Here is a 22,780-nt window from a genome sequence, read left to right on the forward strand (position 1 = left end):
CTCGGTGAAGCGCTTCGCGAACGTCGTTCGATATTTCGGACAAGGTGGGGCGGGTGGTGCTGATGGGGCTTGCGGGCCGTCACTGCCCGGAGTTCGGCGGCGGGTCTCAGCCCGCGTACGGATCGGGGGTGGCGCCCGGCCGCGCCAGGAACTCGAAGTCGCAGCCGGTGTCGGCCTGGGAGATCTGCTCCATGTAGAGCGCGCCGTAGCCGCGTTCGTACCGGGCCGGCGGGGGTGTCCACGAGGCCCGCCGGATGTCCAGCTCCTCGTCCGTGACGTGCAGGTGGAGGGAGCGCGCGGCGACGTCGAGGGTGATCGTATCGCCCGTACGGACGAGGGCAAGGGGTCCGCCGACATGGGACTCGGGCGCCACGTGCAGCACGCACGCCCCGTAACTCGTCCCGCTCATCCGGGCGTCCGAGATCCGCACCATGTCCCGGACACCCTGTTCCAGCAGGTACCGGGGGATGGGCAGCATCCCGTACTCCGGCATCCCGGGACCACCCTTGGGGCCCGCACCGCGCAGCACGAGCACGTGCTCGGGCGTGATGCCGAGCGCCGGGTCGTCGATGGTCCGCTGCATCGACCGGTAGTCGTCGAAGACGATCGCGGGACCGGTGTGCTTGAGCAGCCCCGGCTCGGCCGCGATGTGCTTGATGACCGCCCCGTCGGGACAGAGGTTGCCGCGCAGCACCGCCACGCCGCCCTCGGCGGCAAGCGGTCGCGACCGCTCCCGGATGACGTCCTCGTCGTGCACGAGCGCCCCGTCGAGCTGCTCCCGCAGCGTGGCGTGCGAGACCGTGGGCCGGTCCAGGTGCAGCACGTCGGTGAGCCGCGACAGGAAGCCCGTCATCCCGCCCGCGAAGTGGAAGTCCTCCATCAGGTACTTCCCGCCCGGCCGCAGGTTCGCGAGGACCGGCACGGTCCGCGCGATCCGGTCGAAGTCGTCGAGCGTCAGCCGCACCCCCGAACGCCCCGCCATGGCGATGAGATGGATGACCGCGTTGGTCGAGCCGCCGAGCGCCAGCACCGCGGCGACCGCGTCCTCGTACGCCTCCCGGGTGAGCAGCCGCGAGAGCCGAAGGTCCTGCCGTACGAGCTCCACGATCCGCAGCCCCGAGGCGGCGGCCATCCGGTCGTGACCCGAGTCCACCGCCGGCACCGAGGAGGCGCCCGGCACGGTCACGCCCAGGGTCTCCGCGGCGGCGGTCAGCGTGGACGCCGTGCCCATCGTCATGCAGTGGCCGGGGGAGCGCGCGAGACCGCTCTCCAGCTCCGCCATCTCGCAGTCGCCGATCAGACCGGCCCGCTTCTCGTCCCAGTACTTCCACATGTCCGTACCGGAGCCCAGGGTCTCGCCCCGCCAGTGACCCGGCAGCATCGGACCGGCCGGGACGAAGACGGTCGGCAGGTCGACCGAGGCCGCGCCCATGAGGAGCGCCGGGGTCGTCTTGTCGCAGCCGCCCATGAGGACGGCCCCGTCCACGGGATACGAGCGCAGCAGCTCCTCCGTCTCCAGGGCGAGGAGGTTGCGGTAGAGCATCGGGGTCGGCTTCTGGAAGGTCTCCGACAGGGTGGAGACCGGGAATTCGAGCGGGAAACCACCGGCCTGCCACACCCCCCGCTTCACGGCCTGCGCGCGGTCGCGCAGATGGACGTGGCAGGGGTTGATGTCGGACCAGGTGTTGAGGATCGCGATGACCGGCTTGCCCATGTGCTCCTCGGGCAGGTAGCCGAGCTGCCGGGTACGGGCGCGGTGGCTGAACGAACGCAGCCCGTCCGTGCCGTACCACTGGTGGCTGCGGAGCTCCGCGGGGCCGCGCGGGGTGCCGGTGTCGCTCATGCCGGCCAGCCGGCGGCTATCGCGGCGACCTCGGCCCGGTCGCTGTCGGGGAGTTCACGGCTCGGCGGCCGGATGTCACGGCGGCACAGACCGAGCGAGGCGAGGGCCTCCTTGACCACCGTCACGTTGTCGGCGCTCGAGTTGGCCGCCCGCAGCTCCTCGAAGCGGCGGATCCGCTCCCACACCTTCATCGCGGCCCGGTAGTCGCCGGCCCGCAGCGCGCCCAGCATCTCCAGGGAGAGCGCGGGGGAGACGTTGACGAGTCCGGAGGTGAAGCCGGTGGCGCCGCTCGCGAAGTACGAGGGTGCGTACGGCTCGGCCAGGCCCGCCACCCACACGAACCGGTCGAGGCCCGCGTCCCGGGCGAAGCCGGCGAACCGCGCCGCGTCCGGCACCGCGTACTTCACGCCGATGACGTTGGGGCAGTCGTCGGCCAGCTCGGCGAGCCGGGCACCGCTCAGCAGCGGGTTGCGGATGTAGGGGACCACGCCGAGCTCCGGCACGGCCTCGGCGATGGCCCGGTGGTAGTCGACCCAGCCGCTCTCGGAGACGTACGGGTGGACGGGCTGGTGGACCATCAGCATCTGGGCGCCGATGGAACGGGCGTGCCGGGCGGCCTCGACCGCCGTCGGTACGTCGTGGCCGACGCCGACCAGGATCGCGGCGCGGTCGCCGGCCTCCTCGACGGTCACCTCGGTGACGAGGCGGCGCTCCTCGGGGGTGAGGGCGTAGAACTCTCCGGTGTTGCCGTTCGGGGTGAGGGTGCGGACCCCGCCGTCGAGCAGCCGGCGCAGCAGCGCGCGGTGCGTGGCGGTGTCCACGGAGCCGTCCTCGGCGAACGGGGTGACCGGGATGGCCACGACGTCGGCGAGGGCGGCCCTCAGGGTCTCGAATTCCATGCTCACTCGCTGTCCAGGGGGGAGTGGGGGAAGGCGCGCTCGACGAACGAGGCGATGTGGTCGTGCACGGCCCGGCCGGCTCCTTCGACGTCGCGCTCGGCGGCGAGCCGCAGGATCTCCTCGTGCTCCGCTGCCTCGCGCTCCCAGGAGGGAACGGCGGCCCAGGCGACCGTGGAGACCAGTGCGGCCTGGTCGCGGACCTCGTCGAGCATCCGGCCGAGCAGCGGGTTGCCGCAGGGCAGGTAGAGCGCGCGGTGGAAGTCACGGTTGGCCAGGGACCGTTCGGCCGGGTCCTCGGCGCCGGCCGCCCGGCGCAGCGCCTCGTGCGCCGCGTCGAGCGGGGCACCGGAGCCGACGGCGCGTCGCACCGCCTCGGGCTCCAGGAGCAGCCGCACGTCGTAGACGGCGCGGGCCATGTCCGCGTCGACCATCCGGACCGTGACGCCCTTGTACTGGCTCATCACCACGAGACCGCTGCCCGCGAGGGTCTTGAGCGCCTCGCGGACGGGGGTCTTCGACACCCCGAACCGCGCGGCGAGTTCGGTCTCCACGAGCGCCTGCCCGGGTCTGAGTCCCCCGGTGAGGATGTCGTGCTTGATCGCTTCCAGGACGTACTGGGTCCTGGAGGGGATGGGGCTGGGGGCGAAGGCCATGGCGCACTCTCAGATCTCATGTATCGCGTCTCATATATGACGTACGAAGTGCAACGGGCATGAAGCTATGGGGACGTTCGTGTTTCGTCAATGCTTCGAGCAAGCGTTTTCTACGGCGGTGGGAACGGGCTGTACGGCCGTAGGGTCTGAGCCATGACGCACACTCGAGCGATCCGCAGCCCGGAACAGCGCAAGAAGGACGTACTGGCACGTCTGGCCGAAGAAGTGGACATCTGGGTGGCCTCGGCGGGCGACGGCGGGACGCCGTACCTCGTACCGCTGGCCTTCTCCTGGGACGGCGCGGACATCTGGCTCTGCACCCGGCTGACGAACCCCACCGGGCGCAACCTCAGCACCGGAGGACGGGCGCGGCTCGCGTTCGGACACACCCGTGACGTGGTCCTGATCGACGGCGAGGTGACGACCCTCTCCCACGAGGACGTCCCGGCCCCGGCGGTCGAGGAGTTCGCCGGGAAGTCGAAGTGGGACCCCCGGAAGTCGGGCCCCTCGTACGTCTGGTTCCGGGTCCGCCCCACCTCGGTGGAGGCCTGGCACGAGGAGCCCGAGCTCGTCGGACGGCGTCTCATGCGCGACGGGGTGTGGGTGGTCTGAGGTCCGGGGCGGCACCCGCCCCGAGGCACGCCGGGAGCCCGGCCCCGAACGATCGGGGCCGGGCTCCCTGCGCTGTCGCGGCCGGCCCTCAGCCGGTGAAGCCGAGGCGCGCGAGGCGCAGGGGGCCGCGGAGGGCGACGTGGAGGTCCACGACGCCCTGGAGGAGAAGCGGGACCTCGAGGGTGGTGTAGTCGTACGGTCCGCCGGTCGGCGGGACCTCGACGCGGGCAAGCGGTGTACCGTCGGCGAGGGACAGGTCCACCGTGCCCTCGCCCGCGACCGTCACCGTCGCCCCCGATCCGCCGTCGGCGAGGTCGCAGGAACGGAAGACGAGCGTGCCGCCCTCCGCTGGGTCCGCCGGTGTCACCGCGTCGCCCGAGACCTTGGTGCGGTCCACGATCACGGTGCCGGACTGCTCGTCGTAGTCGGCCGCGGAAAGCCCCGCGACGAGGACCGGGCGCGGCCCCGGCGCCACCCCCGCCGTCTCGATGCGGACCGTACGCCGGATGTCGGCGCTGGACGCGCCCGCCTGGAACTCGTACGCGCCCGGCTCGACCGTCCACCGGCCGCCGGCGACGTCCCAGAACCCGAGTGCCGCCACCGCGACCTCGAACGAGAGCGTGGCCGACGCCCCCGGCGCGAGCCGTACCCGCTCGTGGGCGACCAGCTCGCGGTGCGGGCGCGGCACGGAGGGCGCCACGGCCCGCGCGTACACCTGGGCCACCTCGTCCGAGGCGACGGCGCCGGTGTTGGTCACGGTGCAGGACAGCCGTACGGTCTCCCCGTCGACCGCCGCCGTCAGCTCCTCGTAGTCGAACGTCGTGTACGACAGGCCGTGGCCGAAGGGGAAGAGCGGCGTCCCGTCGAAGTACAGATAGGTCTGGCGTCCGCCGATCACGTCGTAGTCGAGGAGGTCCGGCAGGTCCGCGTCCGCCGCGTACCAGGTCTGCGGGAGCCGCCCGGCGGGGGAGACGTCACCGGCCAGGACCCGGGCGAGCGCCGTGCCCGCCGCCTGCCCGCCGTGCGCGGTCCACAGCAGGGCGGGGAGCGCCGCGGCGGCCTCGGGGACCGCGTACGGATAGGACGAGACGAGGACGAGGACGGTACGGGGGTTCGCCGCGTGCGCGGCCCGCCACAGCCGGTCCTGGTGGCCGGGCAGCGCGAGCGTCGTACGGTCCTCGGTCTCCCGCCCGTTGATGTGCGGGTCGTTCCCGGCGACGACCACCACCACGTCCGCCGCCCCGGCTGTCCGGGCGACCGCCTCCTCGCCGCGCTCGACGATCTCGACCGAGAAGACCTCGGCGGATCCGCGATCGGCGGCAACCTTCACGCCGTCGGCGGCGACAGAGACGTAGCCACCCGACCCCAGGTGCAGAAGGAGGTGCCCGTCACCGTGAGACCCGCGAGACCTGTCAGACCCGGGAGACCCCTGAGCCCCGTGGGGCTTACGGCCGCCGCCGGGCCCGACGTTCCCGTCGGCTCCGAGGTCGCCGTCGCGCCCGTCGCTTCCCACGGCTTCGAGCCGGAAGGTCTCCTGGACCACCCAGCCGCCGGGCTCCTCCGCCGAGGCGCGGACGAACCCGTCCTCGGCGACCGACAGGTACCGGCCGTCGGGGGCACGCAGGGTCAGCACCCCGTCGCCCCAGTCGACCAGGGCGAGTTCCGAGCCCTCGGCGTCGGCCGTGAGCGGCGGCAGGTCGGTGCGCCCCGCGAGCAGCGCCGGGTCGAGCGCGGCCTCGGCCGCCCGCGCAGTGTCCGCCGGCCCGCCGTCCGGCACCCGCAGCAGGTCGCCGGAGGCGGTGCGCAACCGGATCCGGTCCACCCCCTCGGCGAAGGTCACCCGGTTTGCGCCGAACCGTTCCCGCAGTCCGTCGAGCGGCGAGGACCGGTGCAACAGCGCTCCGCTGTACCAGTCCAGCTTGCAGGCGTCGCCGAGCAGTCCGACCACCGCGATCCGCTCCGGCGCGCCGAGCGGCAGCAGCGGGCCCTCCCCGGCCGGCGGCTCGTTGGTCAGCAGGACGACCGCCGCCTCCGCCGCCTCACGGGCCAGCTCCCGGTGCTCGGCGGTGTCGAACCGGGTCTCGTCCGCGTGAGGACCGCCCTCCGGATCGAACTCGCCGAGCAGGCACCGCACGGTCAACTGCCGCCGCGCCGCCCGGTCCACGTCCTCGGGGCCGATCAGACCGCGGCTCAGCGCCCCGCGCAGCCGCCCCAGGACGACCGAGGCGTCCGTGCCGTGGTCCGTGAAGGAGTCGACACCGGCGCGCAGCGCCGCCGCCACGGCCTCCTCGTGGGTGTCGAAGTACCCCTGCGGCTCCACCAGGTTGGACGGCGCGCCCGCGTCCGAGCAGACGAGCAGCTCCTGGTCCGTCCAGGCCCGCAGCGTGCCCTCCAGATAGGGGGAGAGGTGGTTCGGGCGGCCGTTGACCAGGTTGTAGGCGGGCATCACCCCGGCCACCGCGCCCGCCTCGACGGGGCCGCGGAAGGCCCGCAGGTCGTACTCGTGCAGCACCCGGGGCCGTACGGACGCCGAGGAGGTGTCGCGCGCGGTCTCGTTGTTGTGCGCGAGCCAGTGCTTCAGCACGGGTGCGGTGCGCCAGTACACGGGATGGTCGCCGCGCAGCCCCCGCGTGAACGCGGTGGCGATGGCGGCGGTCAGCGCGGGGTCCTCCGCGTACCCCTCCTCGCCGCGCCCCCACAGCGGGTTGCGCAGCAGGTTGACCGTCGGCGCCCATACGTTGAGGCCGGCCCGGTCGTCCTTGGCGCGCAGGGCCCGGACCTCCCGGGACACCGCCTCGCCCACCCGGCGCACCAGTTCCGGGTGCCAGGTCGCGCCAAGCCCCACGGACTGCGGGAACACGGTCGCGGGACCCATCCAGGCGACGCCGTGCAGGGCCTCCTGGCCGGTGCGGAAGGCGGCCAGGCCGAGCCGGTCGACTGCGGGCGTGAACTGGTGCAGCAGGGCCAGGCGTTCGTCGGCGGTGAGCCGGTCGAGCAGATCGTCGACACGCCGGGCGACGGGGAGGGCCGGGTCACGGAAGGGCGGCGGTTGCGGGGTCACGTGCGGGTCCCTTGGCAGTGGGGAACGGAGATCTTCACGGCATACGTCTCGAAGCGCTTCGATGCTCAGGTCGCAAGCAGCGGGTGTCAAGGCGTGAGTGCCGATCGACCCCCTCGCTGTCGGCCCATTCCAAGACTCTTCGCGGAGAGATCTCCATCGGGTAACCGTCGAGTTTCTCGTGAACGACCCTTGCCGCGCCTGTGACGTTCACTTAACCTCACAGCAATGTCGAAGCGCTTCGACTTCCGTCGACGGCGCCCGGGGCACCGCCCCGCCCGCACCACCTCCACCACCGCAGCCGGCCGGCCCCACGGTCGCCGTATGTCCTGGCGTGTGCCATGAAGGGTTGACGCAATGACGCCGAACGCCGTCTCCACGGACTCCCGGAGAACCGCCCCCATCGGGAGCGGTTCCGGCCCCGGCGGGAGCGACTCCGGGCAGAGCCGCAGGGGCTTCCTCGCCTCCACCACCGCCGTCGCCCTCGCGGTCGCCGGCGGCGCGCCGCTCCTCGCGGCCTGCGGCGGCGGAGCGGACTCCGGGAAGAAGGACGGCACCACCACCGGCAAGGACGCGGCGAAGCTGCTCCCCGCCTTCGTCGCGAGCACCGTCGTCACCCCCGACATCGCACCGAGGAACGGCTCGGCTGCCGGCTTCACCCGCGCCATCCCGAGCGCCGAACTCAAGGCCTCCGTCGCCGAGAAGCGCGGCAAGGGCGGCGCGCTCACCATCATGGCCCCCTTCTGGGGACCCCCGCCCGCCCCCGACAACCCCTACTACAAGGCCATGAACGAGGCCATCGGCGTCCGCGCCACCTGGCAGAACCAGGACGGCAACGTCTACGACCAGAAGCTCGGCGCCGTCCTCGCCTCCAGCGAGATACCGGACGTGGTGGTCGTCCCCGGCTGGAACCTCGGCGGCAAGATCCCGAGCGCCGTCAACGCCAAGTTCGAGGACCTCGGCCCGTACCTCTCCGGCGACAAGGTCAAGGCCTACCCCAACCTCGCGGCGATCCCCACCGACGCCTGGCAGCGCTCGATATTCGGCGGCAAGCTGCGCGGCCTGCCCATGCCCGCCTCGTACGTCACGAACATCGCGCCCTTCTACCGCAAGGACCTCTTCGACGCGAAGGGCTGGCAACTCCCCAAGAGCGCCGAGGAGTTCCTCGCCCTCGCGAAGGAGATCACCAGCGCCAGGACGAAGGTCTGGGCCTGCGGCGACATGACGTGGACCGCCTACAACATGTTCGGCGTCTACCCCGGCAGCGACAAGGCGCTCGGCTGGCACCTGGTCGACGGCAAGCTGGTCAACCGCATCGAGACCCCCGAGTACCTCGAAGCCCTGGAGTGGACCCGCAAGCTCTACGACGCCGGAGTCGTCCACCCCGACGAGAAGACCCAGAACCAGGGCGACACCAGCCTCCGCTTCACCGCGGGGCAGTGCCTCATCTACAACAACGACCTCTCCCACTGGTACGCCAAGACGTCCGAACAGGCCGCGCAGAACCCGAAGTTCGCCATGGCCGCGATGGACATCCCCGGCCACGCCGGAGGCGCGCCGAAGCTGTGGGCCACCAACCCCGCGAACATCTGGGCCTTCGTGAAGAAGGGCAGCTCCAAGGCCGTCATCGAGGACGCCCTCGCCGTCGCGGACTTCACCGCCGCCCCCTACGGCACCAAGGAGCGGATGCTCACCGACTACGGCGTCGAAGGCGTCCACCACACCGTCAAGGACGGCCTGCCCGTCAAGACCGACCAGGGCAACCAGGAGGTCAGCAGCTCCTGGCTGTTCGTCGCCAGCCCCGCCCCCTACGTGGCCCACCCCGACACCCCCGAGGTCACCCGGGCCATGGTCGAGTGGCAGCAGCGCATGGGCGCCCTCACCTCCAAGACCTCCTTCTACGGGATGACCATCACCGAGCCCTCCCGGTGGACCGGCCTCATGAACGACTTCGAGCAGCTGGAGAAGGACATCGTCCGCGGCCGCAAGAAGGTCTCCGACATGCAGCAGGCCGTCTCCGAGTGGAAGACCAAGGGCGGGGACCAGCTGCGCGACTGGTACAGGAAGCTCCTCGACACCACCGGCTCCGCGGCGGGCTGACCGTGAGCACGCTCGACACGGAGAAGGCGGACCCGGCCGCGCGGGCAGACGCCGGCCGGCCCCCGCGCGGCGACCGCCGCCGGGACCGGCACCGGAGCCGTACGGACGGGCGCGTCCCGCTCGGCCGGCGGCTCCGGCGCGACCGGATGCTCCTCCTCATGACCGCCCCGGTACTCGCCCTGGTCGTCGTCTTCAACTACGTCCCCATCCTCGGGAACGTGGTCGCCTTCCAGGACTACGACCCGTACGTCTCGACCAACGGCATCACCGCCATCTTCCAGAGCCCCTGGGTCGGACTCGCCCAGTTCGAACGGGTCTTCTCCGACCCGGGGTTCTGGCACGCCGTCGAGAACACCCTCGTCCTCTTCCTCCTCCAGCTCGTCCTCTTCTTCCCGGTGCCCATCGCGCTCGCCCTGCTCGTCAACAGCGTGCTGCGGCCCCGGGTCAGGGCGTTCGTCCAGGCCGTCCTCTACCTGCCGCACTTCTTCTCCTGGGTGCTCGTCATCACCGTCTTCCAGCAGATCCTCGGCGGCGCCGGCATCATCGCGCAGACCCTCCGGCAGCACGGCCACGAGGGCTTCGACCTCATGACCGACCCGGAGATCTTCAAGTTCCTCGTCACCGCCGAGGGCATCTGGAAGGACGCCGGCTGGGGCGTCATCGTCTTCCTCGCCGCGCTCGCCGCCGTCAACCAGGACCTGTACGAGGCCGCCGCCATGGACGGGGCGAACCGCTGGCGCCGCATGTGGCACGTCACCCTGCCCGCGCTGCGGCCCGTCATCGCGCTGCTGCTCGTCCTCCGGGTCGGCGACGCCCTCACCGTCGGCTTCGAACAACTGCTGCTCCAGCGCGACGCCGTCGGACCCGGCGCGGCCGAGGTCCTCGACACCTTCGTGTGGTGGACCGGCCTGCGCAGCCAGGACTTCAGCTACGCGGCCGCGGCCGGACTGGTCAAGGGAGTCGTCGGCCTGGTGCTCGTCCTCTCCGCGAACAAGATCGCCCATCTCATGGGCGAGCAGGGGGTGTACCGGAAGTGACCCGCGCGACGGAAACGACCCCGCGCCCCACCTCGTGGTGGGCGGCGCCCGCCCGGCCCGTGTGGGAGGAACCGCCCGGCAGGACCGGCCTCGCCGCCAAGGGCCTCGTCCTCGTCCTCGCCTGCCTCGCGGTCCTCGTCCCCCTGTGGATCGTGGTGGTCACCAGCCTCTCGTCCAAGAAGACGATCACGGAGACCGGTGGTCTCGTCGTCGTCCCGAGGGACATCACCTTCATCGCCTACCAGGAGCTCCTCAGCGGCGGCCAGGTCACCCGCGCGGCCGTCGTCAGCGTCCTCGTCACCGTGACCGGCACGCTCTTCTCCATGGCCGTGTCGATCCTCGGCGCGTACGGTCTCTCCCGGCCCGGCTCGGTCGGCCACCGGTTCATCCTGCTCACCCTGATGGCCACCATGTTCTTCGGCGCCGGCCTGATCCCCACGTACCTCCTGGTGCAGACCCTCGGCCTCACCGACAGCTATCTCGCGCTGATCCTCCCGAGCGCCGTCAGCGTCTTCAACATCCTCGTCCTGCGCGGCTTCTTCATGAACGTCTCGCAGGAACTCGTCGACAGCGCGCGCATCGACGGCGCCGGGGACCTGCGGATCCTCTGGCAGATCGTGATGCCGCTCTCCCGCGCGGTGATCGCCGTCATCACCCTCTTCTACGCGGTCGGCTACTGGAGCGCCTGGTTCAACGCCTCCATCTACCTCAGCGACCAGAACATGATGCCGCTGCAGAACGTCCTCATCCAGCTCGCCCAGAAACAGGAGATCCCCGTCGGCCTCGGCCAGGCCGTCCGGGCGGGGAACCTCTCCGGGCTCGCCGTCCAGATGGCCGTCATGGTCCTCGCCCTGCTGCCCGTCGCCGTCCTCTCGCCCTTCGTCCAGAAACACTTCAAGAAGGGCATGCTCACCGGCGCCGTCAAGGGCTGAACCCGCCCCGTGTCACCGAACCCCCTACCGGAGAGTCCGATGCCGAGCCTCGACGACCTGACCCGGCCGCCCGGCCGCCCGGCCGACACCACGAACCGATCGCAGGGACGCGCCGCCCTGACGCCGGAGGAGCGCGCGTGATCCACGGCACGTGGGAACCCGCGCCCGCCGCCCGCTGGGAGGACGCCTTCCTCGCCGGGAACGGCCGGCACGGCGCCCTGGTCCCCGGCGACCCCGGGGACGACCGGGTCATCGTCACCCACCACACCCTCGTACGGCCGAACAACCCGCCCGCCGACACCGCTCCGCCCCGCCTCGCCGCCGCGCTCCCCGCCCTCCAGGACGCCCTGCTGGCCGGAGACACGACGGCGGCGGAGCGGTTCACGGACGGCCGGCCGCTGCGCTGGGTCCAGCCCTTCCACCCCGGGTTCGCGACCCGGATCAGGCGCGAACCCGGCGCCCCGGACCACCCCGTGCGCCGGTCCGTGGACTTCACCACCGGGGTGGTCACCGGGCAGTGCGGGGAGCGGCGCAGCGAGGTCTTCGTCTCCCGCGCCGACGACGTCGTCGTCCAGTACGTCACCCGACCGGGACCCGTCGTCGAGATCGACCTCGACCACCGGCTGCCCGGCGTCCCCACCGGACTCGGCGCCGGGCACGGCGTCGCCACCGTCCGGCGGGAGACCGTCCTCACCCTGCGGGCCCGCTACCCGGACAGCCCGCTCGGCTACACCGGCCTCACCCTCCTGCTCACCGACGCGGGACACATCACGGTCACCGCCTCCGGCATCCGCGTCGAGGGCGCGGGCCGACTGCTGCTCCTCACCCGGGTGCGCCGCCACGAGGGAGGCATCGACACGAACGGAGAGGCGCAGGCCCTGCGGACGTTGACCGAGGACGCGCCTCCCGGGGATCTCGACGCCCTCCACGCCCGGCTGCTCTCCCGCCACACGGCCCTGCACGCCGCCGCCTACCGGCGCGTCACCCTCGACCTCGGCGCGGACGACGCCGAACGGGCGCTCCCCGGCTCGACGCTCCTGCGCCGCCCCGGAAGCCCCGCGCTCCTGGAACGCCTCTTCGCCGCGGGCCGCTACCACCTGCTCTCCTCCTCCGGCGCCCTGCCGCCCCGGCTCACCGGGCTCTGGACGGGGGACTGGGACACGGCCTGGTCGGGGGCGTTCACCACCAACGCCAACCTCAACCTCCAGACCGCGTCCGCCGTCGCCGCCGACCTGCCCGAGGTGACGGAAGCTCATGCGGCCCTGGTGCAAGGTCAGTTGGACGACTGGCAGGACAACGCCCGGGTGATCTTCGGCGCCCGCGGCATCGTCGCCCCCTCCCACACGGACGGCGCCACGGGGCACACGTACCACTTCAGCCGCGAGTACCCCCTCCACCTGTGGACGGCGGGCGCCGACTGGCTCCTCAAACCCCTCCTCGACGACGAGGAGGCGAACGGACGGCGGGACCCGAGGACCACGGCGGCCCTCGCCGAACTCGCCCTCTTCTACGAGGACTTCCTCAGCCGCACCGGTCCCGACGGGCGGATCGCCGTCGTCCCCTCCTACTCGCCGGAGAACCGGCCGCGCGGCGGGAGCTGGGGCGCGGTGAACGCCACGATGGACATCGCCGCCGCCCGGCACGCCCTGCGCGCCGCCGCGGACCGGGCGCCGGCGCAGGACGCCGACCGGCTGAGGGCGCTCGCCGACCGGCTCCCCGAGTACCGGATCAACGACGAGGGCGCCGTGGCCGAATGGGCCTGGCCCGGCCTCGGCGACCGGTACGACCACCGGCACCTCAGCCACCTCTACCCCGTCTGGCCGCTGGACGAGATCAACCCGTACGACACCCCCGCCCTCGCCGACGCCGCCCGGCGCGCCCTCGAACTCCGGGGCAGCGAGAACGACTCGGCCCACGGCCACCTCCACCACGGGATGATCGCCGCCCGTCTGCGGGACGCCCCGCGCACCGAGGACGCGCTCGCCCGCGTCCTCACAGGCGACTACTTCCACGACTCCCTCATGAGCGCGCACTACCCGGGACGGGACGTCTACAACGCCGACGCCGCCCACGCCCTGCCCGCGCTCCTCATCGAGGCCCTCGTGCAGTCCACGCCCGGACGCCTGGTCCTGCTGCCCGCACCGCCCGCCCGGTGCCCGCGCGGCCGCCTCACGGGCGTACGGACCCGGTTCGGCGCCCGGGTGGACCTGACCTGGTCACCGGGGGAGTACCACGCGGTCCTCCACCCCGACCGGGACGCGGAGATCGACCTCAGGACCCCCGCGGGGGCGGCCCGGCTGGTCCTGCGCGCGGGCGAGAAGCGGACCGTCGGCTCCTGAACCCGCGGCCCGCCGGGATTCCGCGCACCTGCGGACCGGGCGGCCCCTGGGCCCGGTCATGCGGACCTGGCGACCCGGACCGTCAGTCGCCGGGCCCGCGCCGTGTCGGCGGCGGGCCCGAGCTGTCCCGTACGGTCAGCTCGGGTACGAGGAGTTCGACCCCCACGGCGTCCGTCCCGTCCGGCCGGGCCAGGCGCGCGACCAGCCGCTCCACCGCCCTGCGGCCCAGTTCCTGCGCCGGGATCGCCACCGAGCTGACCGCCACCGAGGCCTGGGTCGCGATCTGGTCGGGACACACCGCGATCACCGACACGTCCTCCGGCACGGCCCTGCCGGTCCGCCGCAGCAGTGCCAGCAGCGGCTCGACCGCCGTCTCGTTCTGCACGACGAACGCGCTCACGTCCGGCCGCTCGTCGAAGATCCGGGCGAGCACGCCCGCCACGGCGTCGTGGCCGCCCTCGCACGGCCGGTGCAGCAGGCGGACGCCGAGTTCGGCGGCCCGGTCGCGGAGCCCGCGCAGGGTCCGCTCGGCGAAGCCGGTGTGCCGCGCGTAGACACCGGGCGCCTCGCCGATCACCGCGATCTCCCGGTGCCCGAGGCCCCCCAGGTGCTCCACGCACAGCGCCCCGGCCGCCGTGAAGTCCAGGTCGACGCAGTTCAGCCCCGTGGGATCGGAGGGCGTGCCGACCAGGACGGCGGGCGGGCCCGCCGCACGCAGCACGGGCAGCCGGTCGTCGTCCAGGTGGACGTCCATCAGGATCACCGCCTCGGCCAGCCCGCTGCCGGTGACCCGGCGCAGCGCCGAGGGGCCCTCCTCGCCGGTGAGGAGCAGGACGTCGTAGCCGTGGGCGCGGGCGGTGGTGGCGACGGCGACCGCGATCTCCAGCATCACCGGCACGTACATGTCGGTGCGCAGCGGCACCATGAGCGCGATGATCCGCGAACGGCTGCTGGCGAGCGCCCGGGCGCCGGCGTGCGGCTGGTAGCCGAGCTGCTCGATGCTGGCCCGCACCCGCTCCCGGGTGGCGTCGGAGATGGGCCGTCTGCCGCTGAGGACGTAGCTCACCGTGCTGGCCGACACTCCGGCGTGCCGGGCGACCTCGGCAAGCGTGACCATCCGCTCTCCCCGCGGCCGTGACTGAGACGCATCGCTGCGCCGACAGCTGTCGAACGCTGTCGAAACCCGTCGAAAGCCGTCGCGCGATCTCCTCGACGGTTCAGCGAGACCGTAACGCGGCCGTGTGGGCCTGTCCAGAGAGATGACTCAGGAAGATCGAAGCGCTTCGACGTCGGAGGCGAAGGCTTCGGAGGCGAAAGGGTGGAGTCCGCCCGGGTTCCTGGAGCCGATCGGCGACATCCCCCCGTCCGCCCCGTGCCGGGCGAGCAGGTCGAGGACCAGCCGGCCGCGCCGGACCCGTTCCCGGGCGGTGGCGAGGGCGTGCTCCCGCAGGTGCGCCCCGTAGGGGTAGATCCCGGCCGACCGGCTCAGGCCGAACTTGAGGTACAGCGGCGCGCCCCGCCGGATCAGCTGGGCCGTCTCGTACATCCGGACATAGCCGCCGAGGTCGTCGGGGGCCTCGACGTACAGGTCCATCGGGGCCCGGCTGACCCGACGTATCTCGGTGAGATGGGCGAGGGTCAGATCGGACGGCACGTTGAGGGAGTCCGCCCCCAGCCGCTCGTGGACGGCGTACGCGGCCGGGTTGACCGGCCCGATCAGGGCGGACACCTTGAACGTCGTGTCGGCGGGCAGGGTCCCGGCCTCGCGCAGCCGGTGCAGGGTCCAGAGCACGCCCTCGTCGGCGACGAGCAGACACCGGACACCGAGGGCGACCGCCCGCAGGGCGTCCTCGACGCAGCCGGCGAGCCCGTCCTGGCCCCGGGCCCGCAGGCCCGCGCCACCGGAGTCGGTACGGGGGTCGCGGCCCCGGTGTCCCAGGTGAGGGCTGAGGGCGGGGGGCTGGGGGCTGAGGTCCGGGGGCTCGGGGAGCGGGAGCGGCTCAGGGGCGGAGGAGGACCTTGCCGGTGCCCGGGTCGCCGCCGCCCACCAGGGCGAGCGCCTCCCCGAACCGTTCGAGGGGGAACTCGTGGGTGACGAGCGGAGCCGGGTCGAGCAGGCCGAGCGAGAAGGCGCGGACGGCGTCGGCCCAGGCGGCGGAGGAGGCCCCGAAGACGCTGCGGACCTCCAGCTGACTGACGGACAGGTGGACGGGGTCGATGCCGGTGGCCCCCTCCGTGAACATGCCGGTGAGGACGACCCGGCCGCCCCGGCGGGCGAGCAGGCAGGAGGAGGCGGCCGTGGGGGGCGCCCCCGCCGTCTCCACGACGAGGTCGAAGCGCCCGGCCTCGCCGTCCGCCTCGCGCGGGGTGAGGGCCCGGCTCGCCCCGAACCCCAGGGCCTTGTCCGCTTGCTGGGCGCGCGGGTCCACGACGGCGAGTTCGCCGGGGGAGGAGGCGGCGAGCCACTGGACGGCGAGCAGACCGAGCGTCCCGGCGCCCACCACGGCTATCCGCTCGCCGGGGCGCGGCCGTCCCGCCCGTACCGCCGCCGCGACGACCGCGGCCGGTTCGAGCAGGGCGGCGGCCCGGAGGTCGACCCCGTCCGGCAGCGGGTGCAGCAGCCCGGCCGGTACGAGCAGGTGGTCGGCGAACGCGCCGGGTTCGGTGAAGCCGGTCTCGGCGTACCCGGCCGTGCACAGACTGGTCTCGCCGTACCGGCAGCGCTCGCACCGGCCGCACGACCGGAAGCCCTCTGCGACGCACGGCCGGCCGAGGAGCGCGGGATCCACGCCGGCGCCGACCGCGTCCACGGTGCCGGACCACTCGTGGCCGGGAACCACCGGGTAGCGGACGTACCCGGGGGCGCGGTGCCCCTCGTACAGCTCGCGGTCGCTCATGCAGATCCCGGCCGCGGCGACCCGGACCCGGACCTCGCCCGGGCCCGGCACGGGGACCTCGCGCCCGATCAGCCGGTGGACACCCGGCCGTTCGACGAGGACGGCGCGGCTCACGGCCGTGGCGCCGGCGCTCACTTCGGCTGCCTCTTCTCCCAGCCCTCGGCCCACAGGTCGAACCGGGCCCGCTGCTGGGGGAACTCGGCCGCCGCGTCCACGTCCAGCTCGACGCCGAGGCCGGGGGCCTCGGACACGGTGAAGCAGCCGGTCTCCGGGTCGACCTCGGGAGCCCCGTGCACGACCTTCTTGATCTCCGCGTCCGCGAAGTCGTTGAAGTGCTCCAGGATCTTGAAGTTGGGCGTGCAGGCCGCGAGCTGGAGGGAGGCGGCGGTGAGCACCGAGCCGCCCACGTTGTGCGGGGCGACCATGACGTAGTGGGTCTCGGCGGTGGCGGCCAGCTTCCTGGTCTCCAGGATGCCGCCGATGTGCCCGACGTCGGGCTGGATGACGTCGGCCGCCTGCGACTCGAACAGCTCCCGGAACTCGATCCGGTCGTGGATCCGTTCACCGGTCGCGATCGGCATGTCCACCTTCCCTGCGACCTTCTCCAGGGCCTTGAGGTTCTCCGGCGGCACCGGCTCCTCCAGCCAGGCGGGCCGGAACGGGGCGAGTTCACGGGCCAGCCGGACCGCCGTCGAGGGGGAGAAGCGGCCGTGCATCTCCACCATCAGTTCCGTGTCGGGGCCGATGGCGTCGCGTACGGCCTCGATCAGGGAGACCGCGTACCGCGAGCCCTCGGCGTCCAGCTCGAAGTGGCCGGTGCCGAACGGGTCGATCTTCAGCGCACGGTAGCCGCGCGCCACGACCGCGCGGGCCGCCTCGTGGTACGCCTCGGGGGTGCGCTCGGTGGTGTACCAGCCGTTGGCGTACGCCTTGACCCGGTCGGTCACCTTCCCGCCGAGCAGCTGCCAGACGGGCACGCCGAGCGCCTTGCCCTTGATGTCCCAGCAGGCCATCTCGACGACGGCGATGCCGGACATGACGATCTCGCCGGCCCGCCCGTAGTCGCCGTACTTCATGCGCCGTACGAGGTCCTCGACCGCGAACGGGTCGGAACCGGCGATGTGGTTGGCCTCCGCCTCGCGGAGATAGCCCACGAGCGCGTCGGTGTGCCCGAGCATCCGGGTCTCGCCGACACCGGTCAGGCCCTCGTCGGTGTGGACCAGGACATAGGTGAGGTTGCGCCAGGGCGTGCCGACGACGTGAGTGGTGATTCCCGTGATGCGCACGGTGGTTGCTCCCGGGGACTCGGATGGGGTGTTCGATATGCCGAATGGCGTTCGGTGGATCGGCGAGACCGTAGGCAGTGGTCCGCCGGGGTGTCAATGGGAGCGCATCCACCCGGCCCGGCCCCGTCGCGGCCGTCGCTTCGCTCCTGTCGAAGCCGTTGCCCGCCCGGGGGTGCGCCGCTAGTCTCTGTTCGCGATTTCGATCGCGGTACGGGATTTCGAACAGGCGGAAGCGAGGTGGGGGCCGATGGGACGACTCGTTCCGGCGGTGACCAGGGCATTCGACATACTGGAGCTCTTCCTTGAGGGCGACGGGACGCTTTCCTCGCCGGAGATCACCCGCAGGCTCCGGCTGCCCCGGACGACCACGCACGAGCTGGTCAGCACACTGACCGCCCGCAACTACCTCGTACCGGCCCCGGACCAGCCCGGCCGCTACCGGCTCGGCGTCCGCGCCTACCAGCTCGGCAGCCGGTACGCCGAACAGCTCGACCTCGCGGCCGAGGGCCACCAGGTCGCCCGCGAACTGGTCGACACCTGCGGCGAGACGGTCCACGTGGCCGTCCTCGAGGGCGCGGACGTCATCTACATCGCCAAGGTCGACTCCACCCACGCCGTCCGGATGGTCTCCGCGACCGGGCGCCGGCTGCCCGCCCACTGCACCGCCGTCGGCAAGATGCTGCTCGCCACCCTCCCGGAGTACGAACTCGACGAACGGCTCGAAGGCCGCGAGCTCACCGCCATGACGCCCGGCAGCCTCTCCGACCCGGACGCCCTGCGCGCCGCGCTCACGGAGATCCGGATCCTCGGAGTCGCAGTGGAACAGCAGGAGTCCAACCCCGACGTCAGCTGTGTCGCCGCGCCCGTCCGCGACCGCTCCGGCCGGGTCGTCGCCGCCCTCTCCGTCTCGGTGCCGGCGCACCGCTGGACGGAGGACCGGGAGAACGAACTCACCGCCCTCGCCGTGAAGGGCGCGAACCAGCTGTCGGTACGTCTCGGCCACCGGTTCGTACGCTGAGCCGGGGCCGCCGGCGTGGGGCCCGGCCGCCAACGGTCAGGACCCCGCGTCGGCGGACCCGGCCCGTCCGCCGTCCCTCCGCTCGCGCGGCCTGCGCATCCGGCTGACCGGGCCGAAGACCTCCCGGTCGTCGAGGAAGCCCTCCAGGGCGAAGGCGGCCGCGCCCCGTGTGACCGCGTTGTGCGGCACGGCGCTGCGCCGCAGGCTCGCGGCCCGGTGTGGCAGCGGCAGCGCGTGCCGGGTCACCGCCTCGTACGTGGCGGTCAGGAGGCGCTCGCCGAGCAGGTCCACGACCTGGTTGCCGAGCACGAGGACCCGGGGGTTGAGCAGATTGACCAGGTTCGCCACCGCCGCGCCCAGATAGCGCCCGGTCCGGTCGACGACCTCGGCGGCCACCGGATCCCCGGCCGCCTCGGCGCGGGCGAGCGCGGCGACCGTGACCGCGTCGTCGGGGTCCGTCGCCCGCTCGTCGCCGGGCGCCAGTTCGCGCCAGGTCCTCGCGATGCCCCGGGTGCTGACGTACGCCTCCACACAGCCCCGGTTGCCGCACGTGCAGAGCCGTCCGTCGATCGCCAGACAGGTGTGGCCCCATTCGCCCGCGCTGTTGGTGAACCCCCGGTAGAGCTGCCCGTCGACGGCGATCCCGGCGCCGACGCCGGCCCGCAGGGTGAGGACCACCAGGTCGTCCACCTCCCGCCCGGCGCCGAACCACAGCTCGGCGACGGTGCTGGCCCGCAGCGGGTTGTCGAGCCAGAGGGGCAGCCCGAGGCGCTCGGCCAGCAGGGCGCGCAGCGGCACCTCGTGCCAGGACCAGTACGGGGAGAAGGAGGAGACCCCGCCCTCGCGCTCCACCATGCCCGGCACGCTGACGCCCGCCCCGAGCACGCGCGCGCGGGGCACGCCCGAGCCGCGCAGCAGTTCCTCGACGCAGCCGGCGAGCCGTTCGACCACGTCGGCGGGCCGGACGTCGCCCGGGGGCAGTGGCCGCTCGACGGAGTACCGGACGTCGAGGGCCAGGTCGAAGAGCTCGGCGTGGACCGAGGTCTCGGCGATGTCGACGCCGATCAGCGCGCCGCGGTCGGCGTTGACCGCCAGCCGCGCGCGGGGCCGGCCGCCGCTGGAGTCCTCGTGGCCCGCCTCGACGAGGACACCCGCCTCCAGCAGTTCCGCGGTCAGATTGGCGACGGTGGCGAAGGAGAGTCCGGTCGCCGCCGCGAGGTCCTGACGGCTCATCGCGCCGGATCCCGCGTAGAAACGGCGCAGGACCTCGAAGCGGTTGAGGCGGCGAATGTCCTGCGACGTCCGCTTGTTCATGACTGCTGTCCTCCGCGCTCGTACGGCCCCGTTCCCGGGATCTTATTCAAAGGGTTGGAAGAAGCGGGCGGCGGCATATTTACAACCGTTAGACGAACCCGTAGTTTTTCGTCAGCCACTCCACTCGCACGACAGAAGAGGCCGAGAGATGCAGCACCTCAGGGCCGAACCCTGCTCCCCCCTGCCCGGACGCCTGACCGAAGGACCCGTCTGGGACACCCGGCGCCAGGAGCTGCTCTGGGTGGACATCCCCGACGGTCTCGTCCACCGCGCCACGCTCGCCCACGAGCAGGCCCGCCCCGACCTGACGCTCCTCGCCACCCTCCGGTTCGACCGCCCCGTCGGCGCCGTACTGCCCTGCGCCTCCGGAGCCCTGCTCGCCGCGGCGGGCACCTCCTTCCTCCACCTGGAAGAGGGGCGCCCGGTCACGGAAGCCGTCGAGGTCGCCGCGCCCGCACTCCCCGACGACGCCCTGCCGCGCCGCATGAACGACGCCGCCGTCGACCCCGCGGGCCGGCTGCTCGCCGGGACCATGGCGTACGACGAGAGCCCCGGCGCGGGCGCGCTCTACCGCCTCGACGGCGCGGGCCTCGTCACGCTCCTCGACTCCGTCACCATCTCCAACGGCCTCGGCTGGAGCCCCGACGGCACCCGCCTCTACTACGCCGACAGCGCCACCGGCCGCGTCGACGTCTTCGCCTACGACCCGCCGACGGGCGCCCTGAGCGACCGCCGGCCCTTCGCCGTCCTCGACCGGGGCGTCCCCGACGGCCTCACCGTCGACAGCGCGGGGCGCGTCTGGGTCGCCGCGTGGGGAGGCGGCGAAGTCCTCGCCTTCACCGAGGAAGGCACCCTCCACGCGCGCGTGGAGGTGCCCGCCTCGCACGTGACGAGCTGCGCCTTCGCCGGACCGGACCTCGACGTCCTCGTCATCACCACGGCGACCGAGGGCCTCGACGAGGAGCGCCGCGCGGCCGAACCCGACGCGGGACGGCTCTTCGTCTGCCGCCCCGGTGCCACCGGCCTGCCCCAGCCCCCGTACGCCGACCACTGAGCCGTACCGCCGCACCCCTCCCGTACCAAGGCCGCACCCTCTCCGTACCAAGGAAGAAGCAGCAACACGCCATGACCGCCCCGCACCCGACAGCCGCCGCGTCCGACGGCCTCCGTGCCGCGCTCGCCGCCGCCCCCGTCATCGCGATCCTCCGTGCCACCTCCGCCACCCGGCTCGCCGAGGTCACCGACACCCTCCTCGCGTCCGGCGTCCGCGCCGCCGAGTTCACCCTCACCACCCCCGGGGTGCTCGACGCGCTCCGCGAGTACGCCGCCGACGCCCCGCCGGGACTCGCGCTCGGCGCGGGCACCGTGACCACGCCCGCCGAGGCGCAGGCGGCCGTCGAGGCGGGCGCCACGTACCTCATCACCCCGACCACCTCCGTCGAGGTCATCGCGGAGGCCGTCCGCCTGGGCGTCCCGGTGCTCCCCGGCGCGTACACCCCCACCGAGATCCTCACCGCCTGGCGGGCGGGCGCCACCATGGTGAAGCTGTTCCCCGCCGCCACCGGCGGACCGGAGTACCTCCGCGCCGTCCGCGCCCCGCTGCCCGACGTGCCGCTCGTGCCGACGGGCGGCATCGGCTCCGCGGACGCCCCCGCCTACCTCGCCGCCGGAGCCGCCGCGCTCGGCATCGGCAGCCCCCTCGTCGGCGACGCCTGTGAGGGCGGCTCCCTCGCGGCCCTCGCCGAGCGCGCGGCCGCCTTCCTCGACGGGATACGCCGATACGGAACACGCCAGGACGGCATACGCCGAGACGGAACGGGCCGATGAAGGGCGCCGGTCCGGCGGCCCTCGTCACCCTCGGCGAGGCCATGGCGGTGGCCGCCGCGACAGAGCCCGGTCCGCTCGCCACCGGCACCCCCCTCCGCCTCGGCTGGGCCGGTGCCGAGGCGACCGTCGCCATCGGCGTCAGCCGTCTCGGCCACACGGCCGCCTGGACCGGCCGCGTCGGCGACGACGCCGCGGGCGCCATGATCCTCGCGGGGCTCCGCGCCGAAGGCGTCGACGTGTCCGCCGCCCGTACCGACCCGGCCGCGCCCACCGGCCTGATGCTCCGTGAGCGCCGCACCGCCGACCGGCTCCGCGTCAGCTACTACCGCGCCGGGCTCGCGGGCTCCCGGCTCGCCCCCGAGGACCTCGACGAGGAGCGGATCACCGGCGCGCGTGTCCTCCACGTCACCGGCATCACACCGGCGTTGAGCGTCACCGCGCGCGCCGCCGTCGAACACGCCGTCGCGCTCGCCCGCGCCGCCGGAGTCACCGTCTCCTTCGACGTCAACCACCGCGAACGCCTCTGGAGCCGCGCCGAGGCCGCCGAGGTGCTCGCCCGCCTACTCCCGTACGCCGACATCGTCTTCGCGGGACCCGAGGAGGCCGCCCTCTTCGTGCCCGACGTGCCAGAGGACGAACCCGCCCGGACGGCCCGCGCCCTCACCCGGCTCGGCCCGGGGCAGGCCGTGCTGAAACTCGGCGCGCAGGGGGCTCTCGTAGCCACCGCCGACGGTGAACTCCACGTCCGGCCCGCCGTCCCCGTCACCGCCGTCGACCCCGTCGGCGCGGGCGACGCCTTCGTCTCCGGCTACCTCGCCGCCCTCCTCGACGGCTCGCCCGTGGAGGAGCGACTGCGCCTCGCCGCGCTCAGCGGGGCCTTCGCGGTCTCGGTCCCCGGCGACTGGGAAGGCCTCCCGCGCCGCGCCGAACTCGGCCTGCTCACGGCCCAGGACATCACCCGCTGA

General features: G+C 73.2%; 17 protein-coding genes and 1 pseudogene. 9 read left to right on the forward strand and 9 right to left on the reverse strand.

What is annotated here, in order from left to right:
* Positions 1-106 precede the first annotated feature (106 nt).
* From araD to ACIA8N_RS13155, 3 genes are read right to left on the reverse strand one after another with little or no spacing between them, the layout of a single operon-like run.
* Positions 107-1,843: an L-arabinonate dehydratase gene (araD, locus tag ACIA8N_RS13145; RefSeq protein ID WP_365780315.1), complete on the reverse strand. Its 1,737-nt coding sequence runs from the start codon at positions 1,841-1,843 to the stop codon at positions 107-109.
* The gene (locus tag ACIA8N_RS13150) at positions 1,840-2,742 is read right to left on the reverse strand and encodes a dihydrodipicolinate synthase family protein (protein WP_365780316.1); all 903 of its coding nucleotides are present in this window, start codon (positions 2,740-2,742) and stop codon (positions 1,840-1,842) included. The genes araD and ACIA8N_RS13150 overlap by 4 nt, the downstream gene beginning before the upstream one ends.
* Positions 2,743-2,744: 2 nt before the next feature.
* The gene (locus tag ACIA8N_RS13155) at positions 2,745-3,395 is read right to left on the reverse strand and encodes a GntR family transcriptional regulator (RefSeq protein ID WP_365780317.1); all 651 of its coding nucleotides are present in this window, start codon (positions 3,393-3,395) and stop codon (positions 2,745-2,747) included.
* A gap of 153 nt (positions 3,396-3,548) precedes the next feature.
* Here ACIA8N_RS13155 and ACIA8N_RS13160 point away from each other — a divergent pair, with 153 nt between their 5' ends.
* The gene (locus ACIA8N_RS13160; protein WP_365780318.1) at positions 3,549-4,007 is read left to right on the forward strand and encodes a pyridoxamine 5'-phosphate oxidase family protein; all 459 of its coding nucleotides are present in this window, start codon (positions 3,549-3,551) and stop codon (positions 4,005-4,007) included.
* 88 nt (positions 4,008-4,095) lie between these two features.
* Here ACIA8N_RS13160 and ACIA8N_RS13165 read toward each other — a convergent pair whose 3' ends face one another.
* Positions 4,096-7,068 (reverse strand): glycoside hydrolase family 3 C-terminal domain-containing protein, encoded by a 2,973-nt coding sequence (locus tag ACIA8N_RS13165; protein ID WP_365780319.1) that lies wholly within the window; start codon positions 7,066-7,068, stop codon positions 4,096-4,098.
* Positions 7,069-7,422: 354 nt separating this feature from the next.
* On the opposite strand from ACIA8N_RS13165, the gene ACIA8N_RS13170 reads away from it, so the two are divergent.
* From ACIA8N_RS13170 to ACIA8N_RS13185, 4 genes are all read left to right on the forward strand, one after another.
* Positions 7,423-9,165: an extracellular solute-binding protein gene (locus ACIA8N_RS13170; protein WP_365780320.1), complete on the forward strand. Its 1,743-nt coding sequence runs from the start codon at positions 7,423-7,425 to the stop codon at positions 9,163-9,165.
* A gap of 2 nt (positions 9,166-9,167) precedes the next feature.
* Complete coding sequence (locus tag ACIA8N_RS13175; protein ID WP_365780321.1) at positions 9,168-10,202, forward strand: ABC transporter permease subunit; 1,035 nt, start codon at positions 9,168-9,170, stop codon at positions 10,200-10,202.
* Positions 10,199-11,134 carry a carbohydrate ABC transporter permease gene (locus ACIA8N_RS13180; protein WP_365780322.1) on the forward strand — a complete coding sequence of 312 codons (936 nt, stop codon included), beginning with the start codon at positions 10,199-10,201 and terminating at the stop codon, positions 11,132-11,134. The genes ACIA8N_RS13175 and ACIA8N_RS13180 overlap by 4 nt, the downstream gene beginning before the upstream one ends.
* A 137-nt stretch (positions 11,135-11,271) precedes the next feature.
* Positions 11,272-13,473, forward strand: a complete 2,202-nt coding sequence (locus ACIA8N_RS13185; RefSeq protein ID WP_365780323.1) for a glycosyl hydrolase family 95 catalytic domain-containing protein — start codon at positions 11,272-11,274, stop codon at positions 13,471-13,473.
* Between the two features lie 82 nt (positions 13,474-13,555).
* Here the strand turns inward: ACIA8N_RS13185 and ACIA8N_RS13190 are convergent, their stop codons facing one another.
* The 4 genes and pseudogenes from ACIA8N_RS13190 to ACIA8N_RS13205 form a co-directional block, all read right to left on the reverse strand.
* Complete coding sequence (locus ACIA8N_RS13190) at positions 13,556-14,590, reverse strand: LacI family DNA-binding transcriptional regulator (protein ID WP_365780324.1); 1,035 nt, start codon at positions 14,588-14,590, stop codon at positions 13,556-13,558.
* Positions 14,591-14,737: 147 nt separating this feature from the next.
* Positions 14,738-15,414: pseudogene (locus ACIA8N_RS13195) on the reverse strand (hypothetical protein); the annotation flags it as partial.
* A 59-nt stretch (positions 15,415-15,473) separates the two neighbouring features.
* Positions 15,474-16,505 (reverse strand): alcohol dehydrogenase catalytic domain-containing protein, encoded by a 1,032-nt coding sequence (locus tag ACIA8N_RS13200; protein WP_365780325.1) that lies wholly within the window; start codon positions 16,503-16,505, stop codon positions 15,474-15,476.
* A complete protein-coding gene (locus tag ACIA8N_RS13205; RefSeq protein ID WP_365780326.1) occupies positions 16,502-17,656 on the reverse strand; it encodes a mandelate racemase/muconate lactonizing enzyme family protein in 1,155 nt (384 codons plus the stop codon). Before ACIA8N_RS13205 ends, ACIA8N_RS13200 begins: the two co-directional genes overlap by 4 nt.
* 247 nt (positions 17,657-17,903) lie before the next feature.
* Here ACIA8N_RS13205 and ACIA8N_RS13210 point away from each other — a divergent pair, with 247 nt between their 5' ends.
* A complete protein-coding gene (locus tag ACIA8N_RS13210; RefSeq protein WP_365780327.1) occupies positions 17,904-18,674 on the forward strand; it encodes an IclR family transcriptional regulator in 771 nt (256 codons plus the stop codon).
* Positions 18,675-18,710: 36 nt separating this feature from the next.
* On the opposite strand, the gene ACIA8N_RS13215 is transcribed toward ACIA8N_RS13210, so the two are convergent.
* The gene (locus tag ACIA8N_RS13215) at positions 18,711-19,988 is read right to left on the reverse strand and encodes an ROK family protein (protein WP_365780328.1); all 1,278 of its coding nucleotides are present in this window, start codon (positions 19,986-19,988) and stop codon (positions 18,711-18,713) included.
* Between the two features lie 148 nt (positions 19,989-20,136).
* Here ACIA8N_RS13215 and ACIA8N_RS13220 point away from each other — a divergent pair, with 148 nt between their 5' ends.
* The 3 genes from ACIA8N_RS13220 to ACIA8N_RS13230 all read left to right on the forward strand — a co-directional run bounded on the left by ACIA8N_RS13220 (position 20,137) and on the right by ACIA8N_RS13230 (position 22,780).
* Positions 20,137-21,042 carry an SMP-30/gluconolactonase/LRE family protein gene (locus tag ACIA8N_RS13220; protein WP_365780329.1) on the forward strand — a complete coding sequence of 302 codons (906 nt, stop codon included), beginning with the start codon at positions 20,137-20,139 and terminating at the stop codon, positions 21,040-21,042.
* Between the two features lie 71 nt (positions 21,043-21,113).
* Positions 21,114-21,815, forward strand: a complete 702-nt coding sequence (locus tag ACIA8N_RS13225; protein WP_365780330.1) for a bifunctional 4-hydroxy-2-oxoglutarate aldolase/2-dehydro-3-deoxy-phosphogluconate aldolase — start codon at positions 21,114-21,116, stop codon at positions 21,813-21,815.
* A complete protein-coding gene (locus ACIA8N_RS13230) occupies positions 21,812-22,780 on the forward strand; it encodes a sugar kinase (RefSeq protein WP_365780331.1) in 969 nt (322 codons plus the stop codon). The genes ACIA8N_RS13225 and ACIA8N_RS13230 overlap by 4 nt, the downstream gene beginning before the upstream one ends.

The organism is Streptomyces sp. NPDC051822 (genome assembly GCF_044452745.1).
Lineage (GTDB): Bacteria > Actinomycetota > Actinomycetes > Streptomycetales > Streptomycetaceae > Streptomyces.